Origin of the sequence: Streptomyces nogalater (genome assembly GCF_039532885.1) — a bacterium.
GTDB lineage: Bacteria > Actinomycetota > Actinomycetes > Streptomycetales > Streptomycetaceae > Streptomyces > Streptomyces nogalater.
In genome coordinates, this window is the sequence record NZ_BAAASM010000034.1 from 16,664 (window position 1) to 40,727 (window position 24,064).

22 protein-coding genes are annotated in these 24,064 nt (G+C 72.4%); 13 read left to right on the forward strand and 9 right to left on the reverse strand.

Annotation, left to right across the window (positions count from 1 at the left end; genetic code table 11):
* Positions 1 to 4 precede the first annotated feature (4 nt).
* From ABD350_RS22890 to ABD350_RS22940, 11 genes are all read left to right on the forward strand, one after another.
* A complete protein-coding gene (locus ABD350_RS22890; protein WP_344350129.1) occupies positions 5 to 2,053 on the forward strand; it encodes an alpha-hydroxy-acid oxidizing protein in 2,049 nt (682 codons plus the stop codon).
* Positions 2,050 to 2,742, forward strand: coding sequence for a class I SAM-dependent methyltransferase (locus ABD350_RS22895; protein ID WP_344350130.1), 693 nt, complete (start codon positions 2,050 to 2,052; stop codon positions 2,740 to 2,742). Before ABD350_RS22890 ends, ABD350_RS22895 begins: the two co-directional genes overlap by 4 nt.
* Positions 2,739 to 4,007, forward strand: coding sequence for an MFS transporter (locus tag ABD350_RS22900; protein WP_344350132.1), 1,269 nt, complete (start codon positions 2,739 to 2,741; stop codon positions 4,005 to 4,007). The genes ABD350_RS22895 and ABD350_RS22900 overlap by 4 nt, the downstream gene beginning before the upstream one ends.
* Positions 4,004 to 4,912, forward strand: coding sequence for a hypothetical protein (locus ABD350_RS22905; RefSeq protein ID WP_344350133.1), 909 nt, complete (start codon positions 4,004 to 4,006; stop codon positions 4,910 to 4,912). The genes ABD350_RS22900 and ABD350_RS22905 overlap by 4 nt, the downstream gene beginning before the upstream one ends.
* Positions 4,913 to 5,004: 92 nt before the next feature.
* A complete protein-coding gene (locus ABD350_RS22910) occupies positions 5,005 to 5,856 on the forward strand; it encodes a nucleotidyltransferase domain-containing protein (protein ID WP_344350135.1) in 852 nt (283 codons plus the stop codon).
* Positions 5,857 to 5,904: 48 nt separating this feature from the next.
* Positions 5,905 to 6,975: an amidohydrolase family protein gene (locus ABD350_RS22915; RefSeq protein WP_344350136.1), complete on the forward strand. Its 1,071-nt coding sequence runs from the start codon at positions 5,905 to 5,907 to the stop codon at positions 6,973 to 6,975.
* Entirely contained in the window at positions 6,972 to 8,141 is a 1,170-nt protein-coding gene (locus ABD350_RS22920) for a hypothetical protein (RefSeq protein WP_344350137.1), read from the forward strand. Before ABD350_RS22915 ends, ABD350_RS22920 begins: the two co-directional genes overlap by 4 nt.
* Positions 8,138 to 9,376: an ATP-grasp domain-containing protein gene (locus ABD350_RS22925; protein WP_344350138.1), complete on the forward strand. Its 1,239-nt coding sequence runs from the start codon at positions 8,138 to 8,140 to the stop codon at positions 9,374 to 9,376. Before ABD350_RS22920 ends, ABD350_RS22925 begins: the two co-directional genes overlap by 4 nt.
* 7 nt (positions 9,377 to 9,383) lie before the next feature.
* Entirely contained in the window at positions 9,384 to 10,157 is a 774-nt protein-coding gene (locus tag ABD350_RS22930) for an inositol monophosphatase family protein (protein ID WP_344350140.1), read from the forward strand.
* Complete coding sequence (locus ABD350_RS22935) at positions 10,154 to 11,389, forward strand: ATP-grasp domain-containing protein (RefSeq protein ID WP_344350141.1); 1,236 nt, start codon at positions 10,154 to 10,156, stop codon at positions 11,387 to 11,389. The genes ABD350_RS22930 and ABD350_RS22935 overlap by 4 nt, the downstream gene beginning before the upstream one ends.
* A 73-nt stretch (positions 11,390 to 11,462) precedes the next feature.
* A complete protein-coding gene (locus ABD350_RS22940; protein WP_344350142.1) occupies positions 11,463 to 12,227 on the forward strand; it encodes a metallophosphoesterase family protein in 765 nt (254 codons plus the stop codon).
* A 123-nt stretch (positions 12,228 to 12,350) separates the two neighbouring features.
* On the opposite strand, the gene ABD350_RS22945 is transcribed toward ABD350_RS22940, so the two are convergent.
* Both ABD350_RS22945 and ABD350_RS22950 read right to left on the reverse strand, forming a co-directional pair.
* Entirely contained in the window at positions 12,351 to 13,412 is a 1,062-nt protein-coding gene (locus tag ABD350_RS22945) for a histidinol-phosphate transaminase (RefSeq protein WP_344350143.1), read from the reverse strand.
* Between the two features lie 169 nt (positions 13,413 to 13,581).
* Positions 13,582 to 14,271: a restriction endonuclease gene (locus ABD350_RS22950; RefSeq protein WP_344350144.1), complete on the reverse strand. Its 690-nt coding sequence runs from the start codon at positions 14,269 to 14,271 to the stop codon at positions 13,582 to 13,584.
* A 284-nt stretch (positions 14,272 to 14,555) separates the two neighbouring features.
* On the opposite strand from ABD350_RS22950, the gene ABD350_RS22955 reads away from it, so the two are divergent.
* A complete protein-coding gene (locus ABD350_RS22955) occupies positions 14,556 to 15,092 on the forward strand; it encodes a hypothetical protein (RefSeq protein ID WP_344350145.1) in 537 nt (178 codons plus the stop codon).
* A 69-nt stretch (positions 15,093 to 15,161) separates the two neighbouring features.
* Here ABD350_RS22955 and ABD350_RS22960 read toward each other — a convergent pair whose 3' ends face one another.
* The 4 genes from ABD350_RS22960 to ABD350_RS22975 form a co-directional block, all read right to left on the reverse strand.
* Positions 15,162 to 15,812, reverse strand: a complete 651-nt coding sequence (locus ABD350_RS22960) for a response regulator (RefSeq protein WP_344350147.1) — start codon at positions 15,810 to 15,812, stop codon at positions 15,162 to 15,164.
* Positions 15,803 to 17,023, reverse strand: a complete 1,221-nt coding sequence (locus ABD350_RS22965) for a sensor histidine kinase (protein ID WP_382466854.1) — start codon at positions 17,021 to 17,023, stop codon at positions 15,803 to 15,805. The genes ABD350_RS22960 and ABD350_RS22965 overlap by 10 nt, the downstream gene beginning before the upstream one ends.
* A gap of 98 nt (positions 17,024 to 17,121) precedes the next feature.
* A complete protein-coding gene (locus tag ABD350_RS22970; protein ID WP_344350148.1) occupies positions 17,122 to 17,781 on the reverse strand; it encodes a DedA family protein in 660 nt (219 codons plus the stop codon).
* 371 nt (positions 17,782 to 18,152) lie between these two features.
* On the reverse strand, positions 18,153 to 19,301 hold the full coding sequence (locus ABD350_RS22975; RefSeq protein ID WP_344350150.1) for an SGNH/GDSL hydrolase family protein: 1,149 nt from the start codon (positions 19,299 to 19,301) through the stop codon (positions 18,153 to 18,155).
* A 359-nt stretch (positions 19,302 to 19,660) separates the two neighbouring features.
* On the opposite strand from ABD350_RS22975, the gene ABD350_RS22980 reads away from it, so the two are divergent.
* Positions 19,661 to 20,353 carry a LuxR C-terminal-related transcriptional regulator gene (locus tag ABD350_RS22980; RefSeq protein WP_344350151.1) on the forward strand — a complete coding sequence of 231 codons (693 nt, stop codon included), beginning with the start codon at positions 19,661 to 19,663 and terminating at the stop codon, positions 20,351 to 20,353.
* Between the two features lie 78 nt (positions 20,354 to 20,431).
* Here the strand turns inward: ABD350_RS22980 and ABD350_RS22985 are convergent, their stop codons facing one another.
* The 3 genes from ABD350_RS22985 to ABD350_RS22995 all read right to left on the reverse strand — a co-directional run bounded on the left by ABD350_RS22985 (position 20,432) and on the right by ABD350_RS22995 (position 24,047).
* Entirely contained in the window at positions 20,432 to 21,217 is a 786-nt protein-coding gene (locus ABD350_RS22985; RefSeq protein WP_344350152.1) for a thioesterase II family protein, read from the reverse strand.
* 155 nt (positions 21,218 to 21,372) lie between these two features.
* The gene (locus ABD350_RS22990; protein ID WP_344350153.1) at positions 21,373 to 22,716 is read right to left on the reverse strand and encodes a SidA/IucD/PvdA family monooxygenase; all 1,344 of its coding nucleotides are present in this window, start codon (positions 22,714 to 22,716) and stop codon (positions 21,373 to 21,375) included.
* Between the two features lie 47 nt (positions 22,717 to 22,763).
* Complete coding sequence (locus ABD350_RS22995) at positions 22,764 to 24,047, reverse strand: diaminobutyrate--2-oxoglutarate transaminase (RefSeq protein WP_344350154.1); 1,284 nt, start codon at positions 24,045 to 24,047, stop codon at positions 22,764 to 22,766.
* Between the last annotated feature and the right edge of the window lie 17 nt (positions 24,048 to 24,064).

Sequence of the window (24,064 nt, forward strand, 5' to 3'; positions counted from 1 at the left end):
CCTTGTGAACGACCTGCGTATGGGCATAGGTGTGCACAGTCCCATCACGGCGCTGCTGGCGGAGGAAGCCGGCGCCGATGTCCTCTGGCTCGGCAGTCTGGAGATGTCCACCAGCCGCGGGGTACCGGACCAGGAGGTCCTGGAGCCGCAGGAGATCGCCGGGATCATCCGCTCGGTGCGGGCCGTGACCTCACTGCCCATCTACGTCGACGCGGACACCGGCCGCGGGAGCGACGATCTGGCCGTCCTGGCGACCAAGCTGTACGAGGAGGCGGGGGCCGACGCGATCTGCGTGGAGGACAACCTCTTCCCCAAGCGGAACTCGCTCGACGACCGCTTCGGCGGCCGCAAGCTGCTGGACCCGGAAGCCTTCGCCGGCCGGATCTCCGCCATGGTGGCCGCCCGCAGCTCCCTGAAGGTCGTCGCCAGGACCGAGGCACTGGTGGCCGGCCACGGTGCGGACGCGGCCGTCGAGCGGCTGCACCGGTACGCGGACGCCGGTGCGGACGCCCTGTTCGCACAGGCCAACCGGGCCAGCGCCGGCCAGCTGCTCCCGGTGGTGGAGAAGATCGCGCCGCTGCGTCCCATGGTGCTGGCGCCGACGGTCCTGCCCGACACCGACGCCGAGGCGTTCGCGGCGTACGGCCCGGTGACGGTCCTCTTCGCCAATGTGATCATGCGGAGCCTCGTGGCGGGGACCTCCCGGGTGCTGCGGGAGGTGATGAGCTCCCGGCGGCTGACATCGGTCTCGTCGGAACTGGCCGGCGTGGAGCGGCTGTTCGAGCTGACCGAGCGGAGCCTGGTGGCGGGGCACGGCTCGGGAGGCGGCACGCGGGCATCGGACGGGCAGGTGTCCGACGGGCCGTCACCGGCCGGGCAGGGGCCCGACGCCGGTCCGGCGGCGGGTGAGGCGCGCGGCAGCGCCGCCACCGCGTCGGAGGAGGCCGCGCCCCTTACCGAGGCGGTGGTGGACGGGCCGACCGACCGTGAGCGAGCCCGGGCGCTGATGGCCGAGGCGGCCTTCGACTACTGCGCGGGCGGCGCGGGGGACGAGTCGGGGATGCGGCGCAACGTGGAGCGCCTGGACGCCATCACGCTCACCCCCCGGGTGCTGCGTGACGTATCGCGGCGGAGCACCGCCACCGAGCTGTTCGGCCGGCGGCTGGCCGCGCCGGTCCTCGTGACCCCGATGGGGCTCCAGGCCCTGTGCCACCCGGACGCGGAGGTGGCCACCGCCGCGGCCGCCGACTCGCTCGGGCTCGGCTTCACCCTGTCGATGTTCAGTTCGCGGCCCGTCGAGGAGGTCGCACCGGCGGCGCCCGGCCTGTGGCAGCAGATCTACCTGCTGCGCGAGCGCGAGGTCAGCTGGTCCATGCTGCGCAGGGCCGAGGAGGCGGGGGCGGGCGCGGTGGTGTGCACCGTGGACGTGCCGGTGGTGGGCCGTCGCAGCCGGGACGCGCGCAACGGGTTCAGCCGGTTCGACGCGGCAGCGCCCGCCGTCGTCCGGGACCCGTCCTTCCTCGGCCTGCTCCAGCACCGCAGGAAGCGGACACCGGCGCTGACCGCGTCCGACCTCCTGTCGGAGCTCTTCCCCGACCCCGCCGTGTCCTGGGATGACCTGGCGAGCCTGCGGTCGCGTACCCGCCTTCCGCTGGTCGTCAAGGGGATCCTGCACCCGGCGGACGCCGTACGCGCCGTGGACGCGGGCGCCGACGCCATACAGGTGTCCACGCACGGCGGCCGGCAGTCGGACCGGCACGTGGCATCGGCGGACGCGCTGCCGGCCGTGGTGTCGGCGGTGGGAGACCGGGTGCCCGTCCTGTTCGACTCCGGGGTACGCAGCGGGGCGCACATCGCGTCCTTGCTGAGCCTCGGCGCGAGTGCCGTCCTCGTCGGCAGGCCGGTGCTGTGGGGCCTGGCGTCGGGTGGCCGGGAAGGCGCGGCGAAGGTGCTCGCCGCCCTGCTGACCGAGCTGGACCACACCATGGCCCTGCTGGGGGCCGCCAGCGTCACCGAAGTCGGCCGACCGACCGGTTCAGGGGAGCAGTCATGACCACACCGAACACCGACGGCAGTACCACAGCGCACCGCCACTGGGACGAGGTGTGGAAGACCGGGGACGGCCGCGCCGACTGGTCCACGGTCGACCCGTGGGTCGCGGACACCGTCGCCCTGCTGCGGGACCGGAAGGTGCGCGACGTGCTGGACCTGGCCTGCGGGGTCGGGCGGCACGCCGTCTTCTTCGCCCGGTCCGGCTTCACCTGCTGGGCGGTCGACGCCAGTGACACCGCGATCGAGCAGAGTCGCGTGGCGGCCGCGGAGGCGGGCGTGGACGTCGACCTCCGGATCGGGCCGATGAGCCATCTGCCCTATCCGGACGACCACTTCGACTATGTGCTGGCCTACAACGCGATCTACCACGGCGACCGTGACGCGGTGCGGGGCCACGTACGCGAGATCCACCGGGTGCTGCGGCCCGGGGGGCTGTACCAGCTGACCATGCTCTCGCGCCGCAACCACAACCACGGCAAGGGGATCGAGGTCGGTCCGGGCGCCTTCGTGCAGCCGGAGGCGACCGACGACAAGGTGCACCCGCACTTCTACTGCGACGCGGCGGAACTGATCGCGATCAACGAGCCGGCGGCGCTGCTCCGGGCACACGACGAGGAGCACTCGGCTCCCGGATCGTTCCACTGGCACTGCCTGTTCGAGCTGCCCGAGGAGGCAGGGGGGACCGGGTGACGCGACAGCGCCGGCCGGTGCTGCCCGCGCGGATCAGGCGGTCGGCGCAGTTGCGGCCGTTCGGGGAGAGGAACTTCCGTTACCTGTGGTCCGGGTTCGCCGTCTCGCTCCTCGGCGACGGCATGATGTTCGTCGCCCTGCCCTGGCTGGTGCTGTCCCTGAACGACAGCACCACGGCGCTGGCCGCGATCGGCGTGGTGATGGCGGTGAGCGCCCTGCCCGCCGCCCTCCTCGCCGGCATCTGGGTGAACAGATACGGGGCCCGGAGGGTGATGCTGGCCGGGGATATGCTGCGCGCGGTCGTGCTGGCGTCGATCGGGCTGCTGGGCCTGACGGACTCGCTCACCACCTGGTACCTGTACGTGGGGCTGGCCGTCTTCTCGGCCGCGGAAGCCGTCTTCGTTCCAGCCTTCAACACCATGGTGCAGTCGCTGGTGCCGGCGGAGCACCTGGTCGGCGCCAACTCCGTCGACCAGGTCATCCGCCCCCTGATGTGGCGGCTGATCGGGCCGGCCCTCGGCGGCGCGGTGGTCGCGAGGTCCAGCGCCGACTGGGTGTTCGTGGCGGACTCGCTGACCTTCGTCGCGTCGTTCGGCTTCCTGCTCAAGGTGCGCGCCGAGCGCGAGCCCGTGCAGCGGGAGCCCAGGAGCCTGCTGGTGGAGAGCCTCGACGGCTTCCGGTACGTGTGGCGGCACAAGTGGCTGCTCTACGCGTTCGCGGCCGGGGCGGTGACCGTGATCTGTGTGATGGGGCCGTGGAACGTCCTCGTGCCCTTCATCCTTCACGGTGACGTGGCACACGGCGCGGAGACCTACGGGCTGGTACTGGCCGTCGGCGGGGTGGGCCAGATCATCGGCGCGCTTGTCGTCGGCGGGAGGTCGCTGGACCGGCGGTCGCTGCTCTGGCTCTACCTGGCGTGGGGCGGCATGGCCGGCGGGCTCGCGGGGTTCGCCTTCGACGCCTCGCTCGTGCCCGCGCTGATCGGGAGCTTCGTGATCAACGCGGCGCTCGCGATCTCCGCGGTGCTGTGGGGAGCGCTCCTCCAGAGCGCCGTGTCCCGCGCCTACGTGGCGCGCATGTTCGGGATCGACTGGGCGCTGTCCCAGGTGCTGGTGCCGATCTCCTACTCGCTGACCGGCGCGTTCGCCGGGATGACCTCCACCGGCACCACGCTGCTGGTGGCCGCCGTGGGTGGGCTGATCTGTGTCCCGGCCGTGCTGGTCGTCCGGCAGGCACGGCGCATACCGGAGATGAGGAACCCTTGAGCGACGACACCGACATCACCACGGCCGCCCGGGACCGCGGCGCCGACGCCGCCGTCGACGACGTCACCGCGCTGCTCGGGCGGCGCTTCTCCTGGCCGGCGGGGTGCGGTGTCCTGCTGGCCGGGTCCACCGCCGAGGGCGTGGCCATGCGCGGCTCCAACGTCAACGTGCTGGTGCTGAACGCGCCGGACGACTGGGCACCGGACCACGGGGGCGCCGGGTCGGTGCTGCGGCCGATGAGCCTGGCCCGCAACCACCTGTTCTCCGGTGACCCGGTGATCAACATGGACGTCCTGCGGCCACGCCCCCTGCACGACCTGGCCGAACTCGCCTCCGGCATGGCCCGGATCCAGGACCCGGGCACCCCCGACCTGGAGTTGCCCGTGCTCGATGTGCTGGAGATCCGTTTCCTCTCCAGGCTTCGCGGCGGCAGGGTGCTGCACGGACCGGAGACGGTGGAGCGCTGGCGGCTGCGTACCGGGGTGCGGTGGCTGCCCGCCTTCCACTGCGCCACCACCTATCTCACGGCCGACCACTTCCGCCGCAAGGCGATGACGGCCCACGCCGACCGGCTGACGCTCGACGCCTCGGTCCTGTTCCGCCTGGCCGTCGAGCACCTCCTCATCAGCGCGCTGGCCGCCGAGGGCCGTGTTCTGCACGAGGTGAAGAACCTGGGCCGCACCATCGGCGCCGTCCTCGCGGGCGGGGCGCGGCCGTCACGGCTGCTGGAGGAGGCCGGGAGCCTCCTGGACCACGGCACGCGGCCCGGTCCCGCGCTCTTCGCCCGGTTCGACGCGTGCTCCGCCGACCTGCTGCGCGGGCTGCGCGCCGCCCCGCACGGCGGCACGGCCGCCGACTACCTCGCGGGACAGGGCTACGGCGAGGCGGAGTACGGCCCCTCGTGAGCGCGGGAGTGCACAGGGGCGGAACGCCGTCGGATGCAGGTCCAGCCACGCCACGTCCAGCCGGAACAGGGTCACGTCCAGGAGGCGCAGACATGAGCACGGTCGAGCTGAAGGCACCCCAGCTTCCCCCCGCGGTCCGCGATGTCGTCGACGGTCTGGCCGCCCTTCCCGCGGTGCGGTCGGTGCGTGTCGCCGGCTCGCGCGCACGGGGCAACCCCACCGGACCCGACAGCGACTGGGACATCCTCGTCTACACGGACACCCTTCCCGCCCGCGACGAGCTGCGCCGGCTGCTGCCGCCCGGTGCCGGATCATCCGGGGACCGGTTCGAGCCGCACACCGCGAACCCCGGCCACCCCTTCCAGGAGACGGAGTTCACGGTTCCGGTCTCTCCCAGGATCGACGTCTGCCTCCGGCCGCTCGCGCATCTGCGACAGGAGGAGGAGCGGGCCGTCCGGGGGGCGTTCACCGTGCACTCCTATCCGAAGACCGCGGGCGGTGTGCCCTCGTACATCCTGCTGAGCGAGGCCGCGCTCTCGGCGCCCGTCCACGGTGACGTGGGCGCCCCCGCCTGCCCCGGCGCGCTCGTCGCCGCCGCGGTGCCGTGGTGGCGAGGGCGCGCGTCCTGCGCCCTGCTGCTGGCGCTCGACCATGTCGCGGCGGGTGAACCGCTGGGTGCCCTGGAACACGTGCTCGCCGCGGCCACCTCGGTCGCGCACGCCAGGCTGATCTCCCAAGGCCGCTGGTACCCCATCACCAAACGCCTGCTCGGCGAGGCCGGCGCCCTCGACGGCGGGGCACGTGAGCGGATGGCCGGGCTGTCCGCCGGCCGGCTGACCGAGGCCGCGGTGCGTCAGGTCGCGGACGCCCTGGAAGTCGACGTGGACAGCGGACTCGGCTGGCTCGCCCGGGGCGAGCACATGGGCCCCGGCCGCCAGGGCTAGGACCCGCGCGCATCAGCAACCGCGAGAACGACAAGGAAGGCGTCAACCATGCCGGACATCCAGCTCTACGACTGCGACACGCACTTCACCGACCATCTGCCCGACCTCTGGACGGAGATCGGCTTCTCCCCCGCGGAGGCCCCCGAGGTGGTCACCGAGGCGGGCACCACCCGGCTCAGGCTCGGCGACCGGCTGTTTCCCCGGCCGAGCGGCCCAGGACACGGCAACCCCAAGGGCCTCGGCCACCTCATCGGCCCCGGCGAGGACGAGGACCGCGCCATCTTCATGGCCAAGTACAACATCGCCGCCGCCGTCCTCCAGCCCGGCTTCGTCGGCCTGTCGGTGCAGGCCGTCGACGACGAGACGACCAGGCTCCGGCTGTTCGACGGCTACAACCGGCTGGCCTCGCTGTCCTGCGCCCGCTCCCCGCTCGCGCTGAAGTGGGCCTTCCTGGCCTCGGTCGAGGACCCGCGGTGGAGCGAGGAGACCCTGCTCGGGTACGCCGAGGACGAGCGCGACGAGAACCTCGTGGCCGTGGTGGTCCGGCCGACCGGCCGCACCCCGTCGGTCCGTCTCAACTCCCCTGCGGTGACGCCTCTGCTGCGCACGGCGGCGCGGCTGGGGCTGCCGCTGTTCGTCCACGGCGGCACCGGCTGCTTCCAGTGGTCCCCGCTGGCCGACGCCTACGAGGACTACGCCATGACCCACGCCTTCGGGCACATGGGCGAGCACATGATCGCCCTGGCGGACCTGGTCACCCGGCCCGACGGGCTCCCCGACGACCTGCGCGTGGTCATGCTGGAGTCCGGCATCTCCTGGATCCCCAGTGTGCTGGGGCGACTGACCAGTCACACCCGACGGCTTGCCGGGACCGCGACCACCCCGACCGAGATCTTCAGCCGGCACTTCGCCGTGGTGCCCGACCCCGGCGAGGAACACGTGTCCTGGGCCGTGCGGGAACTCGGCGCCGACTCCGTGCTGTTCGGCTCCGACTACCCGCACTGGGACACCGTGGAGGCCGCCGACTGGCTGGCGGCGTTCTCCGGCCTGTGCCCACCGGAGAAGCTGGCCGCGAACACGGCCCGTTTCGTCCCCGGCCTGTCCGGAGCGGCGTCGTGAGCCCGGCACTGGCAGTGGGCTCCGACGACCGGGTACGGCGGGACGACGGCCGTCCCGTCCGCATCCTCGTCGTGGGCTGCGGCGACCTGTCGGTACGTGTCCTGCACGGGCTGACCGCCACCTCGCAGCCCCGGCACCTGGCACTTCTCGGACGCGACGGGGAAGCGGTCGTCCGCACCGCGAACATGGTGTCGCTCGCCGCGACGCAGCTGGGCCGGGACTGCCCGGTCGACCCCCTCGTACGGGACCTCTCCGACGTCCCGGGCACCGCGGAGGCCATCGCGGGGTTCGGCCCCGACATCATCTTCTCGGCGGCCAGCCGGCAGTCGTGGTACGTCATCTCCAAGCTTCCCGCCGACCGCTTCGCACGGCTGAGCGCGGCCCACTTCGGTCCCTGGCTGCCCATGCACCTGGACCCGGTCCTCAAGCTCATGAAGGCGGTACGCGCTTCGGGCACCGGCGCGGTCGTGGTGAACGCCGCCTATCCGGACGCGGTACACCCGGCCCTCGCCGGGGCCGGTCTGAGCCCGGCGCTCGGCATCGGCAACGCGGCGAACTCCATACCCGCGCTCCGGACGATCGCGGCCCGGCACCTCGGGTGCGCGCCCTTCGACGTGCAGCCGCGTTTCGTGGCGCACCACTTCGTCAGCCATCGGATCTCCCGTACCGGCGACGCCGGCGGCGCGGCCTACGACCTGACCTTCTGGCAGGGCGGCACGGAGGTCACCGACCGGCTGCCGGTGGACACCCTGTTCGACTCGATGCGCACCGAGTACCGCCGGACCGGGGGCCGGCCGGGGCAGCTGATGACAGCGGCCTCCGCGCTCGGCGTGCTGGAGCCGCTGGCCACCGGTGTCGAGGCCACCGTGCACGTACCCGGCTGGCACGGCCTGCCCGGCGGCTGTCCGGTACGGATCACCCGGGAGGGAACCGCGCTCGACCTGCCGCCAGGGCTCGGCGAGCGGGACGCCGTGGAGATCAACCGCGACGGGCAGCGCCACGACGGGATCGCCCGGATCGCGGAGGACGGGCTCGTCGAGTTCACCGACGAGTCGGTGGAGATCATGCGGGAGGAACTCGGCTACACCTGCAAGCAGATGGCCCTCGCCGACGTGGAGGAAGCGGCCGACGAGCTGGCCGCGCGCTACGCGGAGTACTGCCCGTGACGAGCGGCGGACCGAGGCACGTGCTGGTGATCGACCACATCGGTTACCACTACTACCAGGACACCGACGGCCGGAAGTTCCTGCCGGCGGACGACAACCGCGTCCACCTCGTCACCGACATCCGCAAACTGGACCAGGCGCGCGGTGCCGAGCTGGCCTCGGTCGTCGGTATCCCTCGCGGCGACGACGTACTGCTGGAGGCCGCGGCCCTCTTCCACCAGGGCGCCACCGGGCGCCCCGTGGACCGTGTGGTGGCCATCAGCGAGGGCCTGCTGCTGGCCGCGGCGAGGCTGCGGGACAAGCTGGGGGTGCCGGGGCCCACGGAAGAGCAGGTCCTGGGCTACCGCGACAAGGTCACGATGAAGGACCGGCTGCGGGACCACGGTATCCGCGTCCCCGACTACGCGCCCTTCACCGAGAGCGCCGCACAGCGCCTCCTCGCCCGGCACGGCAGGGTGGTGGCGAAGCCACGCCGCGGCGAAAGCTCCGCCGGGATCGCCTTCCTGGACGGTCCCGACGACCTGCGCCGCCTCCTCGCCGAGGCGGCCCGCTCCGGCGTCACCCCCGACACCTACGAGGTGGAGGAGCGCATCGAGGGCACCCTCTTCCACATCGACAGCGTGGTCAGCGAGGGCGTGCCGCTCGCCGCGACGGCCGGCCGGAGCATCGAGGAGACCACGTCCTACCGGCACCTCGGTGCCTTCCGGGACGTCGCCGTCGGCCCCGGGGACACACTCGACCGGCTCCTGCGCTTCAACCGGGCGGTGCTGGCCTGCTTTCCGCACTTCAGCGGCGTCACCCACCACGAGGTGTTCCTCACCGAGGACGAGGTGGTCTTCTGCGAGATCGGTGGCCGGCCGGGCGGCGGCGGCATCATCCCCGGCTTCCACTCGCGCACCGGTGTCAACCTCGACGAGATGGCCGTCCTGGCGCACCTGGGCGAGGAGATCCCCCGGCCCGCGCCCCCGGCCGACCACCTCACCGGGTACGCGCTGGTCTACGCGCCGCCCGGCCGCCTGGAGACCGACCTGACGCCACCGGCAACCGACTGGATCATCGACACCCAGCTGCGTTTCCAGGTCGGTGACGTCATGCCGCGGCCCACGGGCTGGAACCAGGCGGCGGCCACGGTCACCGTGCGAGGGCGGTCCGAGGCCGAGGTCACCTCCCGTCTCGACCAGGTGATCGGCATCCTCCAGGACAGGCTGCACGGCGGCAGCGGGAAACAGGGGTGAGGCGGCCGTGACGAAGATCGAACAGCTCGCGCTCACAGTGGCGCGGCGCGCGGCGACCGAGATCCGCGCCACATCCCGCCGGAAGTACCGAGTGAGCCGGAAGAGCGGACCGGAGGACCTGCTGACCGAGGCGGACCTCAGAGCGGACTCGCTCATCACAGACCTGCTGTCCAGGGCGCGGCCCGGCGACGCCGTCCTCACCGAGGAGTCCGGCTACCGGCCCGGACGCACCGGCGTGACCTGGATCGTCGATCCGCTCGACGGGACGGCGAACTTCGTCCGCGCCTCGCCGCACTACGCGGTGAGCGTCGCCGCGGTGTCCGGGGCGGAGTGCCTGGCGGCGGCGATCGTCCGGCCGGCCGACGGACAGTGGATGGCGCTGTGCGACGGCGCACCCGACGGCGACTTCACCCAGGACCCGCCCGCCATGGCCAAGGGCGCGCGGGTGGCCGTCGCGTTGCCCTACGGTGCCGCCGAACTCGTCGAGGCCCGGGCGATCCTCGCTCTCGTGGGCCGGCGGTACGAGGTGACGCGCACCGGCTCGGCGGCGTGCGACCTGCTGCGGGTGGCCACCGGCGCCCTGGACGCGCACGTCTCCGTGGCGCTCCCGTGGTGGGACACGGCCGCGGGTCACGGCCTGGTTCACGCGAGCGGAGGGGCGGTGGTGCACAGGCGGTCGCCGCGGCGCACGCGGATCGACATCTCGGGGCGGCCCGAGGTGGTGCGCTCGCTGGCGCGGCTGCTGGCGGAGCACTGCCATGTGAGCGGGGGCGCGGCATGAACGCGCCCGGCCCCCGCGCACGGCGCCCCGCGCTGCTGCTGGTGGTCAGCCGCCGACGGCGGTTCACCCGGCACGTGCTGGACCGGCCGGACATCGACACGGTCCTGCTGCGTCCGGAGGCGTCCACGGTCGAAGTGCCGGACGGCAGACCCGCGTTCCGTCTGCGCGCGGGGGTCCTGGCGCAGGAGGAGGCCGCACGCTTTCGGCGGTGGCTCACCGACCTGGGCCTGCCCCGTCCGGCGTTCTTCTGCAACCCCGACGAGGCGGCGCAGCCCTCGGCGCACCGGTTCGCGGCCGCCGCCGGGCTTCCGCACCTCTCCCCCCGGCAGGTGCGGCTGGTCACCGACAAGCTCGCCATGAAAGAACTGTTCGCCGCCGCGGGCCTGTCGGCGGCACGGTTCCGCGCGGTCACCTCGGCCACGGAGGTGAAGGAGTTCGCCGACCGGTACGGATGGCCCGTCATCGTCAAACCCGCCGTCTCGGGGTCGGCGGTCGACACCTGGAAGGTGGACACCGACCGGCTGGCCGCGGTCGACCTGGCTCTGAGGAGCCGCCCGGACCGGCGGTGGATCGCCGAGGAATACATCCGGGGCACCGAGCACCAGCTGTGCGCGCTGGTGTACGAGGGAGAGGTGCAGGACGCCTACATCGCGGTCAATCCCGCTCCCCTGCTGGACGCTCTGGACGGGGCGATCAACGGTGACATCACCCTGGCTCCGTCGGAGCCGGAGCCGGTCGACGGGCGCGCGGTGGCACAGCGCATTGCCGACGCACTCGGTTTCCGCGCCGGTTATCTGCACGGCGAGTTCTTCATCAGGGACGATGGATCGTTCGTCATGGGGGAGATAGCGGCGCGCCTGGGCGGTGCCGAATTGCCCACCAGCCATGGACTCTCCCGGGGATTCGACATGCTGGCCGCGGTGGCGGACGTGTATGTGGGCCGCCGCCCGGCACTGACGTACACCCGCGACCGCTCGGTCGGCGAACTGCTGCTGCCGGCCCGCCCCGGCATCGTCACGGACATCTCGTCTCTGGCGGAACTGATGACCGTACCCGGGGTGATCTCCGGCGCGCTCACCGCCGCGGTGGGTGACCGGATCGACCCGCCTCGGGCCTCCAACGCCTCGAGCGGCCATGTGCACATCGAGGGAGAGAACTCCGGCGTCGTGCGGGCCCGAATGGCTGAAGTGCTGCGCCGTTTCCGGCTGGAAGTGACCCAGGCACACCCCTAGGATCCGTGTAGTCGTCGGCTCGGCCGAACAGTCGGCGTCCGTCCGCATCCCGACATCTTCGAGAGGTCACCCGATGGTCGCGAGCGTCGTAGTCCTGTCCGATATCCATGGGGTCCTGCCGGCCTTGGAGGCGGTGTTGGACGAGCCGGATGTCATGGCGGCCGACCTGATCGTCGTGACCGGTGACCACGCGGCCGGCCCGCAACCGGTCGAGGTACTGGACCGGTTGCGCGCGCTCGGCGACAAGGCGGTCCTGGTCCGCGGCAACGCCGACCGGGAGCTCGCCGAGATGGCGCGGGGCGAGTTCCCGGCCGACCAGGCGTGGGAGATCGACCTGTGGGCGGCCGGGCAACTGCGGGAGGAGGACGTGACGTTCCTGGCGGAGCTCCCCCACCCGGTGACCTTGGAGGTCGACGGCTTCGGCAAGGTCGTCTTCTGCCACGGGACTCCGCGCGACGACGACGAGGTCGTCCTCGTCGACACCCGCCTGGACCGCTGGGCGGAGATCTTCGCCGAACTTCCGGACGACGTACGGACGATGGTGTGCGGGCATACCCACATGCCGTTCATGCGACTCGTCGACGAGCGTCTTGTCGTCAACTCCGGCAGCATCGGCATGCCGTACGGCAGGGCCGGCAGCTCCTGGGCGCTGCTGCACGGCGGGCAGGTGCAGCTGCGGCACACCCCGTTCGATGTCGACGGCGCCGTGGACCGGGTGGCCAGGGAATCGGGCTACCACGGCTGCCGCGCCTGGGCCGAGCACTATGTCCGGGCGATCACCACGGATGCCGAGGCTGTGCGCACGTTCGGCCCCCGGGACGGCCGAGCCGCCTCCTGACCCGTCGTTCGTCACCGGCCGGCGGAGTACCAACACCGGCCGGCTGTCTTCTTCCCGGCATCCGGTCTGCGGCCTCTCCGGTCCGTGGCCCTTGCCAGGGGACGGGGCCGGTCTGGGGAGAAGTCATCGCTCCGGCGAGTGTGCGTCCGCGGTGGCCCGGTGGGCGCTCGTGTGCGGCAGCCGGGAGGCGACGGCGATCACCCGCTCGACCGCCTCCTGTTCACCCACCGTGATCCGCGCGCCTTCACCCGGGAACGCCTTGACCCGTACCCCCGCCTCCCGGCACGCGTCCGCGAACGCCCCGGTGTGCTCGCCGAGACCGAGCCACACGAAGTTGGTGTGGCTGTCGAGCACGCGCAGGCCCGCGGCGCGCAGCCCGTCGACGAGCAGGGTGCGGCGCCGGACGAGCCCCGCCACCCGCCGGTCCAGCGCCTCACGCTCCCGCAGGGACACCATCGCCGCCCGTTGGGCCGCGGCGCTCACCGCGTACGGCAGTGCGCGTGCGCGCAGCGCGGCGGCCACCGGCTCGTGTGCCACGGCGTAGCCGACGCGCAGCCCGGCCAGCCCGTACGCCTTGGAGAAGGTGCGGACGACCACGACATTGGGCCGGTGGCCCTCCGTGCCGACCGCGTCGGGGGCGTCCGGTCCGGCGGCGAAGTCCCGGTATGCCTCGTCCACCACGACCAGCACGTGCTCGGGCACCCCGTCGATGAACCGTGCCAGCTCGGTGCGGCCGACGACCGTACCCGTCGGGTTGTTGGGGTTGCACACGACGACCAGCCTGGTCCGTTCGGTGACCGCGCCGGCCATCGCTGCCAGATCGTGCCGGTCCGCACGCAGGGGGACCGGCACGGGTACGGCGCCCACGAGCCGCACCGCGGCGCGGTACCCCTCGTAGCAGCGCCAGGCGAACACCACTTCGCCGTCCGGCCCCGTGGCGTACTCCGCCAGCAGATCCCGTATCAGCGCGACGGACCCCGCGCCGACGGCCACCCGCTCGGCCGGTACCCGAAGTTCGCGCCCGAGCACGGCCCGGAGCTCCGTGCACGCGGGGTCGGGGTACCGGTTCAGCTCCAGTGACATGTCCCGCACGGCTTCCAGCACGCCTGGCAGCGGAGCGAAGGGGCTCTCGTTGGCGGCCAGATCGTAAGGGCCGGTCGACTGTGATCGCGGGGAATCAGTCATGCGCCGACGGTACGGGCCGGCTGCCGAGGCGTCCATGGGGCGGCGGGCCGGGACCGGCACCGACCGTGCGCGCGGGCGGGGCCGACCGGGGCCCGGCCGCTCACGTCAGCGGCTCGTCTCCGGCCTGGAGCCGCCCGCGGCACCGGGCTGCCGTCAGAGGATGTCACGGTCAGGCAGAGGGGCGCCGCCTGGTGCCGCCACCGCTTCCGCTCAGCGGGATCAGGCTCTCCAGATGAGCGCCTCCGACCCAGGAGCCCAGCAGGTCGCGGTGCAGGGCCACGATGTCCTGGCGCAGCGCCAGGCCCATCGCGGCCTTCGTGAACGAGCGGCAGGTGGTGACGAACAGAGCGACGTCGGCGCCGTGTTCGAGGCGAGCCGTGCCGACGAACTTCTGCATGTCCTGCGAGGACACGCTCCGGTGCGGCGCGTACTTCTTGCACTGGACCACCAGCTTGCGGCCGTCGGCCAGATAGCCGACCACATCCGCGCCCAGATCGCCGCTCCTGCCGCTGACGACGACCTGCGTGCAGCCGTCCCGCCGGCACAGCTCGGCGACGTACCTCTCGAACTCCTGCCACGACAACGCGTCGACCTCGGCCATCGACAACTCCCGCGCCCGGGCCTCCTCCCGTGCCCGCCACACGCGGTCCTGGCCGACCGCACGGCGGTGCGCCCGCAGCAGCGCCCATCCGGCCCCGCCCACCACGGCCGCGAGGAGCACCGCCACCAGGGCGGGCCACACCTGCGACCAGTGCCCGACCAACCACACCGCGGCAGCCGCAGCCGCCACCGCACCCCAGATCCGCAACTGCCTGCGCGTCCGCTTCTTCAAGCGCTGCCGCCGCCGACGTACTGCCATCACTCCCCCGCTCCCCAGATCGCCTTCTTATGTAGCCGGGGTTCAGTGGTGCTGGGAGCGGGTTGCCGACGAATGGCACAAAGCCATCGGACCTGGCCGAATACCGCGCCGTGATGGTGTCGGGGACGACCGGGATGCAGGTCCTCCTGCGCCCAGGAGACGGCCTCCGCTTCGTCTGTCGGCCGGGCGGTCAGGAGGGCCGGGCCAGTCCGTGGAGGAAGGGCGTGGCTGCGACGTGACAAACTTCCCCGTCGCAAGGATGTTCGGTCGGCAAGGAGCTGTCTATGTGGTGGGCGCAGGAGATTCTCTCGGACGCGGATCGTCCGCGGTGGACGTGGGTTCCGTTCGAGGGCGTGGGGCCCTTGCGGTTCGGGCAGAGTGTCGACGAGGTGGCCGCAGCCCTGGACGAGCCCGTTCATTCATTCCACTCGCAGGACCGGTGGGTTCAGTTCACCACCCTGGGGGTGGACACCTACTACTCCCGGGACGACCGGACGCTGGCCGCGGTTGCCGTCGACGCCTGCCGCGGACCCCAGGTTCTGTACGGAGGCACTCGGCTGGTGGGACGGCTGCCTTCCGAGCTCACCCCGTGGATCGAGTCGACGGCGGAGTCTCTCGAGGACATGCCCCCGGGTCTGAGAGGTCTGCGCGTCGGCTTGAACGGGGAAGCCTGTCTTCCTGGGCTGGGCCTGGTCATGCGGTGCCAGCACAACGGCGACTATGCCCGCACGCGCCCGGTCCTTGTCGCACGCGAGTGGGCCGAGGGCAGCGGGGACAGCTGGGAAGGACCCATTCCGAAGAGGGAGTGGTCGTGTTACTGACCCTGACCACTGCGGGTAGTGGTGGCGTGCACGGAAACGGGTCGCGGTGGCCGGTTTCTGTGTCGCTGTTCAGGACTGGAGATAGCGCAGTACCGCGAGGATGCGCCGGTTGTAGCCGGTGGTGTTGCCGTGGCTCAGGTCCAGTTTGTCGAAGACCGCGTTGAGGTTCTTCTCCACCGCGCTGACCGAGATGTGCAGCTCCTGCGCGATGGCCGTGTTGGTGTACCCCTGGGCCAGGGCCTCCAGCACGCTGCGCTCGCGCGGTGTGAGCCGGGCCAGCGGATCGCCGTGTGTGGTGCGGATGAGCAACTGCCGTACGACCTCCGGGTCGATCACGGCCCCGCCCGAGTGGATGCGTTCCAACGCGGCCAGGAATTCCTCCACTTGGGCCACTCGGTCCTTCAGCAGGTAGCCGACCCGCTCGGCGTTGGACGCCAGCAGCTGGACGGCGTAGGTGCGTTCGATGTGCTGCGAGAGCACCAGCACGCCGATCTCCGGCCGGCGTTCGCGGATCTCCAGCGCCGCGCGCAGTCCCTCGACCGTGTGGGTGGGGGGCATGCGGATGTCGGCGACGACGATGTCCGGCCGGTGCTTGTCGACCTGTTCCGGCAGCGTCGTCGCGTCGCCCAGTGCCGCCACGACCTCGTGGCCTTCGTCGGCGAGCAGCCGTACCAGCCCCTCCCGGAGCAGGGCCGAGTCCTCGGCCAGGATCAGGCGCATGGCAGCTCCGCGGTGACGATGGTGGGTCCCCCGAGGGGGCTTTCGACGTGCAGGACACCGTCGAGGGCGTCGACCCGGCCGCGCAATCCGGCCAGCCCGCCGCCGGCGGGGTCCGCACCGCCCTTGCCGTCGTCCTCGATCCGCAGGACGAGCCGGTCGCCGTCGACCGCGACCCGCACCTCGATGGCGGTGGCGAAGGAGTGCTTGGCGGCATTGGTGACGGCCTCGGACACCACGAAGTAGGCGGCCGTCTCCACCGGCCGGGGCAAGGGCGTGGTGACGTCGTACCGGATGCGCAGCGGGATGCCGCACCGTTCGGCCACCCCGCCCAGCGCCTCCCGCAGGCCCAGGCTGTCCAGCGCCAAGGGGTAGGCCCGCCAGGCCACTTCGCGGAGTTCGGTGAGAACGCCCTGCGACTCCTCGTGGGCCTGCAGCAGCAGCGCGTCGGTGCGTTCGGGGTCACGGCTGCGGCGGGCCCGCCCCAGCAGCATGGCGAGCGCGACCAGGCGCTGCTGGACTCCGTCGTGCAGGTCTCGTTCGATGCGCCGTCGCTCGGCGTCCACCGCCCGCACCACCGCGGCGCGGCTGGCGGCGAGTTCGTCGATGCGCTGCTGGAGCAGTTCCCGCTCGGAGGGGCCGAAGCACTCGACGGCGGAGCGGGCGTCCAGGGCGGCCAGCGAGCGCAGTCCCTGGATGTCGAGGAAGAGCAGGACGCTGCCCAGCACCACCTGCGTCAGTAGGTCCTCCCAGCCGAGGCTGCCTCGTGTGACGCCGTTGACGAGCAGTGCGGCCAGTACGGTGCCGAAGCCGAGCAGCGCGATGACGACCGCGCACAGCAGTCCGGTGTAGCAGCGGACGGCGAGGTAGCGCAGGATCTTCTGGTCGGACGCGGTGTAGTGCTCGGGGAAGCGGTCCGCGAAGAACCGCGAGCGGCGGCCGCGTTCGAGTGCGGTCAGGGTGCGCACACCGGTCATCAGGAGGCCGAAGGCGTCCGCCCGGGTGCGCGGCCACAGCAGGAAGGGGCCGAGGGCGGCGCCGGCGACGAGGAAGTAGAGGGAACCGGGCAGCGCGGTCAGGCAACCGAGCAGGATGCCCGTACCACGGCGCCACCGGGACGGCGTCGGGGCGGCACCCGGCTCGGCCCTGCGGCCCGGGGCCCCGAGGGCTCCCGCGCGGCCGCGGGACGCCACGCCTGTCAGGTCCTCGTGCACGGGCCCCGAGCCTAGTGCGGCCGGACGGCCCGGGACAAGATCGTCCGGGTCTGCCGGCACGAACACGGCGGAGTTGTCGTGGGGTGGGCCGGGGCGCATCAGACGCGCCGGTGCTGGGCCTTGCGGCGGCCCTTGAGCCGCACGGCCAGGTACGTGACCAGGGCAGCGGCCACCAGGGCCAGGACGGCCTTGCTCAGGATGCCGATGGAGGTCTCCACCACGCCCCACTGGTCGCCCAGCCAGTAACCCGCCAGGACCAGGACGCTGTTCCAGATGAGACTGCCGAGCGTGGTGAGCATGATGAAGACGGGCATCCGCATCCGCTCCAGTCCGGCGGGCACCGAGATCAGGCTGCGGAAGATCGGCACCATTCTGCCGAGGAAGACCGCCTTGGTGCCGTGCCTGGCGAACCACGCCTCGGTGCGCTCCAGGTCCGAGGTCTTCACCAACGGCAGCCTCGCCCACAGCGCGTACATCCGTTCCCGGCCGAAGAGCATGCCGATCCAGTACAGGGTGACCGCGCCGGCCACCGAACCGAGGGTCGTCCAGAACAGTGCCGACGCGAGACTGAGCATGCCCTGGCCCGCGGCGAAACCGGTCAGGGGCAGGATCACCTCGCTCGGCAGCGGGGGGAAGAGGTTCTCCAGGGCGATGGCCAGACCGGCGCCGGGGCCGCCCATCTCGTCCACGAGGCCGGCGGCCCACCCCGCGATGCCCTCCGCGGGCTCCCGGGACAAGGCCAGAGTCAGGTGCGGCATGGTGGGTCTCCAAGGTGGCGGGTCGCAACGGGCGGGTCGGGAGGGGCGGGCGTCGCCCCGACGACTTCCAACCTAGGAAACGCCGTTCAGCTTCGGCATGAGGGTTGCCATCGGACCGCGTGCTGTTCTCCGTAGGGCCTGCCCTGTGGTTTTCCGCAGGATGGCCGCGCGGAACGGCCGTCACGACCGCGGTGAGGAGTCCCTGGATGGCGGACAGCGGCGGTGATCGCCGGCCCCGTCACCGGCCCGGGAGGAGGGGGCCGTGCGGCGAGGAGGCAGACCGCCGGGCGTGGCAAGCCTCAGGGCGTCGTCCCGTCGGCTCGTACCGCGGTGGACGGTCCGGTCCCCGCGCGACCGGACCGTCCACCCGGTCACCAGTCCAGCGGCACGGTGGCAAGGTACCGGTCGAGCAGACCGGAGATGATCCGGTGGTCGCTCAGCGAGGGGTGCCAGTCGCAGCCGAGCCGGTCCAGGCCGGGGTCGTCGTAGTACCAGTAGCCGACCCGGTCGTCCCCCCGCGCGTTGCGGTCCCCGACGATGCCCCGGGCGGTGTCGGCGAAGGCGGTGCCGGCCACCTGGGTGGCGCTGACCACCAGGAACGTCCTGCTTCCGTAGCGGGCCCGCAGCTTGTCGAGGAAGCCGTGGTAGGCGCCGGCGTAGGCGGCGATCAGCTCGCTCTGGGTGGCCCACGGCTCGCCCGGGTGGAGCGGGGTGGAGAAGTCGTTGATGCCGAGGCCGATGACGACGACCTGCGGCCGCCAGTCGCGCGGCCTGTGCCAGACGTCGCCGACGACGTTCAGCAGGGCCCGGTCGTAGTAGGTGCGGTAATCGGTGCCGGGGTCACCGCCGTTGTAGTTGCGGACCATGCCGCGGCCGGAGAACGCGTTCTGCTGGTAGTCGGCGCCGAGCCTGCGGGCGGTGAGGGCGCCGAAGGCGAGGTCCGCGTTGCTGTTCCGGTCGACTCCGCCGTTGGCCGAACAGTCGCGCGTGCCCGAGACGTTGCCGTATCCGGCGGTGTAGGAGTCGCCGATGAACTCGATCTGCCTGCTCCGCGGCGCGGGGGCGGGGAGGATCCGTCCTCCCCCAGCCGCGACGAATCCGCCGAAGCGGCCGGCGGCCCATGTGCTCTCCGTCCGCTTGACGAGGCGCACGGTGTGCTCGGTGTCGGCGAGGCCCTCGACCCAGGCCGTGGTGCGCCCGGGGGTCACCAGCGTCCTGACGGTCGTCGCGTCGATCTGGACGTCGTAGTCGTTGGCGGAGTCGTCGAGCACGATCCCGACGCCGGTACCGCGGAACCGGCCTTCGAAGGCGATGCCGGGCCAGGTGTACCGCACCGAGCCGTCGGCTTCCTTCCTGACCCGGCCCACCGTCCGGAACCCGGCGAAGGCGGGGGACGGCAGGGAGCGGTGGGCGACGGACGCCCGCGAGGGTGCGGCCGCCGCGGCGGTGACGCCCGCGGTGACGCTCGCGGCGGCGGCCGTCAGCAGGGCCCGCCGGGAGATATGGGGAGCGGTGCGCATGAGCGGTCCTTCCGGTGTCGGGAGTTCTGCGCGTGAGGGTGTGAGAGCGCTCCCATCATGGCCTTGCCGGTGCGGCATGGGGAGTGGCCGGGGGCGACGGGTACGGAGGACGCCCCCGCGCCGGCGCGCTCGTTCCCGCGTTCGCGTGGGCCACGCAGACGCGCATGCGTTCCGGCGCTTCCCGGCAGCGCGTCCGTACGCTTTGGGGTAAGTGACCGTGCAGGGAAGAGCAATACCCGAATCCGGCCCCGACTAGCTTGGCGGGCAAGCTTCCGCACGCAGGCGTCAGGCCTCGGCACGCGAAGCTCCCCGTATCGCACATCGCGCCCGGTTCGAGGGCGAGAGGGGCATTCCCGATCATGGCAATTCCCGGTCCCGCTTCCCAGGAAGTACCCCCGGCGGTAGCCGACCACCACACCACGCAGCGCTTCAGCGACATCTGCCGGTCCGTCTTCGTACAGTCCGGCATCATCATGGCCCATCTGGATCCGAAGCTGAGGATCTCGGCGGCGAACGGCCCGTTCTGCGATCAGGTCGGTTCCTTACCGGCCGAGGTCATCGGCCGGGACATCCTGGACTACCTGCATCCGAGCATGCGGGAGAAGTTCCGTCGCGAGTTCGTCCGGCTCGCCGACGGGCACAGTGCGCGCTTCGCGGACCACGTGATCGCCCTGGGCGCGCGGGAGGAGCCGTTCGAGGGGGAGTTGACCGGCATCGCCGTGCGCGGAAGCGCCAGCGCCCGGGTGGAGGTCATCGTGGTGCTGCTCCGGCCCAGCGGGGCCGGGAGTCCCAAGGTCGCCTCGGCACGGGACAAGCTGTTCAGCCCGGTGCACGCCAGCGTCCTCGAAGGCGTCGCGGCCGGCGAGTCGACCGTCCAGCTGGCTTCGAGGCTCTTCCTCAGCCGCGGCGGAATCGAGTACCACGTCGCTTCTCTCCTGCGGAAGATGAAGGTATCCAACCGGCCCGCCCTCATCTCCAAGGGCTACGCCTTGGGGGTCTTCGCGGTCGGCGAGTGGCCTCCCCGCGTACGACCCGAGTTCATCGCCTCCTGACCGGCCCCGCCACCGCCGTACGCGCGACGCCCGTGGCCGGGCGCACCCCGGCCACGGGCGTCGCGCCGGCCCCGCACATCACCCGCCGGGCACGGTGGCACCGGTGGTCCGGGCGAGCTGCAGCTCCCCGGCCAGCAGGTCGTCGACGGCGGCACGGTGGTCGGTGAGGAAGAAGTGGCCTCCGCCGAAGACCCGCATGCGGAAGGGCCCGAGGGTGTGGTTCCGCCACGCGCCTGCCTCCTTGAGGGTCGTCCTCGGGTCGCTGTCGCCGGTCAGTACGGTGATGCCGCAGCGCAGCCGCCGGCCGGCGGGGCAGGTGTAGGTCTCGACGGCCGTGTAGTCGCCGCGGATCGCGGGCAGGGCCAGGCGCAGCAGCTCCTCGTCGCCGAAGACGGCGGAGTCGGTACCGTCCAGGGCCCGCAGCTCCGCGATGATGCCGTCGTCGTCGCGTTCGTGGACGTGTTCGGCGTGGTGGACGGAGGGTGCGCGGCGGCCCGAGGCGACGACGGCGCGGGGCGGGTTCGTACCGGCCGCCTCCAGGCGTACGGCGGTCTCGAACGCGAGCGCCGCGCCCATGCTGTGGCCGAACAGGACGGTGGGCTTGTCGCTGAGCGCCGTGAGCTGTTCGGCCAGCCGGTCGGCCAGGACGCCGAGGTCCGTGACGCACGGTTCACGGAACCTGTCCTGCCGGCCCGGGTACTGCAACGCCACCACGTCGGCCACGGGGGCGAGGGACATCGCGACGGGGTGGAAGAAGGTGGCCGAACCACCGGCGTAGGGGAAACACACGAGCCGGACGTCGCTGTCCGGCGAGGGCCGGTAGCGGCGGATCCAGTCGGTGCTCTCGGTGTCCTTGATCTGCACGGCTGCGCAGCCTTTCGGTACGGCCGGGCCCGGGGCGGGCCCGGACATGACGAGCGCGGTGTCCGCCCGCGTCGCTTCGGGGCGCGGGGCGAGGACCGGCCCCGCGGGGTACCGGTCCTCGTGTTCCGGCCGTCCTCGGGGGACGGGCCGGCCGGTCAGTCGCGCGCGCCGCCGGCCGGCGCGGGCCCGGCGCCCAGCCGGTGCCGTATCCCCTCCAGCAGCGTGCGGGCGCGCAGCGACAGCAGACTGAAGGAGCCGGCGTCGCCGAGCCCGTGGGTGTTCTCGCACAGGCCGTTGAGGAACAGCGGCGGCCGCCGGCCGGCCTCCGGCCGGGGCGGGACGAAGTAGTCCCGCTCCACGCGGAGCACACCGGTGTCGTCCAGGGCCAGCCCGTCGGCGACCGGGCCGAGGATCCGCGGGTACGGCTCGTCGTGCTCGGCGGGGCCGAGGTCGCGGTAGCCGGTGGCGAGGACCACCAGATCGGCCGTCAGCTCCTTCGCCTCCCCGGTGTGGCGCTCCCGCAGGGTCAGCCGGACCGGGCCGTCACCGGTGCGGACGCCGGTCACCTCGCTGTTGCGGTGGAGCAGGATGCGCTCCTCGCCGTCGACGCCGTCCTCGTAGCGCCGTACGTAGAGGCTCTCCAGTACGTCCTGGTCGACGGAGGAGTAGTTGCTGGGGCGCAGCTGCGCGTCCAGGGCGGCCTTGGCCTCCCGCGAGGCGTTGAAGTAGTAGTCGGTGAACTCGGGGAGGTAGGCCTCCTCCGAGAACGGGCTGGTGTCCTTCAGCCGGTACCCGAAGCCGCGCATGATCGCGTGGATGCGGTCGCCGGAGTCGGCGGAGTGCAGGTCGAGTGCGATCTCCGCCGCGCTCTGGCTGGCCCCGACGACCGCGACGTCGAGCGGGCCGTCCTTTGCCGCCCGCCGCTTCTCCAGCCGCCACAGGTACTCGCTGCTGTGGCAGACGCGGTCGCCGAGGTGGGGCCGGAACCGCGCGGGGACGTAGGGGGTCCGGCCGGTGCCGAGGACCAGGGCGCGTCCCCGGTACGTCCGGCCGCACGCGGTCTGTACGACGTAGTGCGGCACGGGATCGGACGCGACGGCGACGGTGGTCGCCCTGCGGTCGTACACGACGGACGAGGACAGCTGCGCGGCCACCCACCGCACATAGCGGGCGTAGTCGCGGCGCAGCGGGAAGTGTGCCGGGACGTTGAGGAAGGCCAGCAGCCGGCCGGTCTCGTGCAGGTAGTTGAGGAAGGTGTAGCGGCTGCGCGGGTTGCGCAGGGTGGCGAGGTCGCGGCTCGGGTGGTGCTGGGTGTCGGAGCCGCGCAGCAGCATCCCGGGCTGCCAGGCCGCCTCGCTGCGGCTTTCGAGGAAGAGGCAGTCCAGGTCGGGGGCCTCCTCCTGGAGGGCGGCGGCCAGCGCGATGCCGCCCGGGCCGAAGCCGACGCCGATGACGTCGTGGAGCGTCTCCTCCGCCGTACGGCCGTTGTCGATGGTCACAGTGGGTCCTCGTCCTTGTCGTGGGCGTGCTGAGGGTGTTCGGGCCGTCAGGCGGCGCGGTGGACGGCTGTGCCGACGGTCTTGAGCACGACCTCGCCGATGGTGTGCGCCACCGTCTCCCATTCGGCGACGGGCATCGTCAGCGGCGGCAGGAACTTCAGCGCCCGCCCCTCCCCCGCGCTCTCGGCGATGATCCCGGCCTGGAACAGCTCGCGGCGAACGCTTTCGACCGGCTCGGGCCGGGTGAAGCGCAGTCCGCTCATCGCGCCCCGTCCGGCGACCTGGGCGGCCCCCTCGGGCAGCCGCGCGACGATGTCGAGGAGCGAGGCGCGGATCGCGGCCGTGAGCCGGGCCACCCGGTCCGTGAACCGGGGGTCGGCCCAGTACTCCAGTGCCACCGTCCCCGCCACGAAGGCGAGGTTGTGGCCGCGGAACGTGCCGTTGTGCTCGCCGGGCTCCCACACGTCCCGGTCGGGGCTGATCAGCAGCGCCGCCATGGGCAGGCCCATGCCGCCGAGCGACTTGGACAGGCACACCAGGTCGGGCCGCAGCTCGGGGACGTGCTCGAAGCTGAAGAAGGTGCCGGTCCGGCCGCAGCCCGCCTGGATGTCGTCGACGATGACGAGCGCGCCGGCGTCGTCCGCCAGCTCCCGCACCCGGGCCAGCCACGCGGGGCTCGCCACGTTCAGGCCGCCTTCGCCCTGCACGGTCTCCAGCAGCACGGCTGCCGGTGCCTCGGTGCCGTCGGCGGGCCGCAGGGCGCGCTCCAGGGCGTCGAGGGACGGCTGCCCGCCCCGCCCGTCGTCGCGGGGCAGGATCGTCACGTCGCGCAGCGCCGTGCCGGCCGCGGACCGCAGCAGGGGCGAGGAGGTGGCGGCGAGGGAGCCCAGGGAGACACCGTGGAACCCGTCCTGGAAGGCGATGACCCGGGAGCGTCCGGTCACCTTGCGGGCCAGCTTCAGGGCCGCCTCCACGGCGAGGGTGCCCGCCGGGCCGGGGAACTGCACGACGTGGTCGCCCATGCCGCGCGGTGCCAGCACGGACTCGGCGAACCGGGTGAGGAACTCGGCCTTGGCGGTGGTGTGCAGGTCCAGGGACTGGACGGGTCCGCCGCTGCCGAGGTACTCGACCACGCGGGCGACCATCTCCGGCGGGTTGTGCCCGTAGTTGAGCGCGCCGGCACCGCAGAGCAGGTCGGTGTACCGCCGTCCGTGGACGTCCCACAGGTGGTGCCCGGAGGCGCGCTCGAACACGGCCGGGAAGCCGCGGCAGTAGCTGCGCACACGGGACTCGTGACGGGTGAACACGGTGGTCAGGTCAGGGTCGGCCATGCTCGGCACTCCATGTC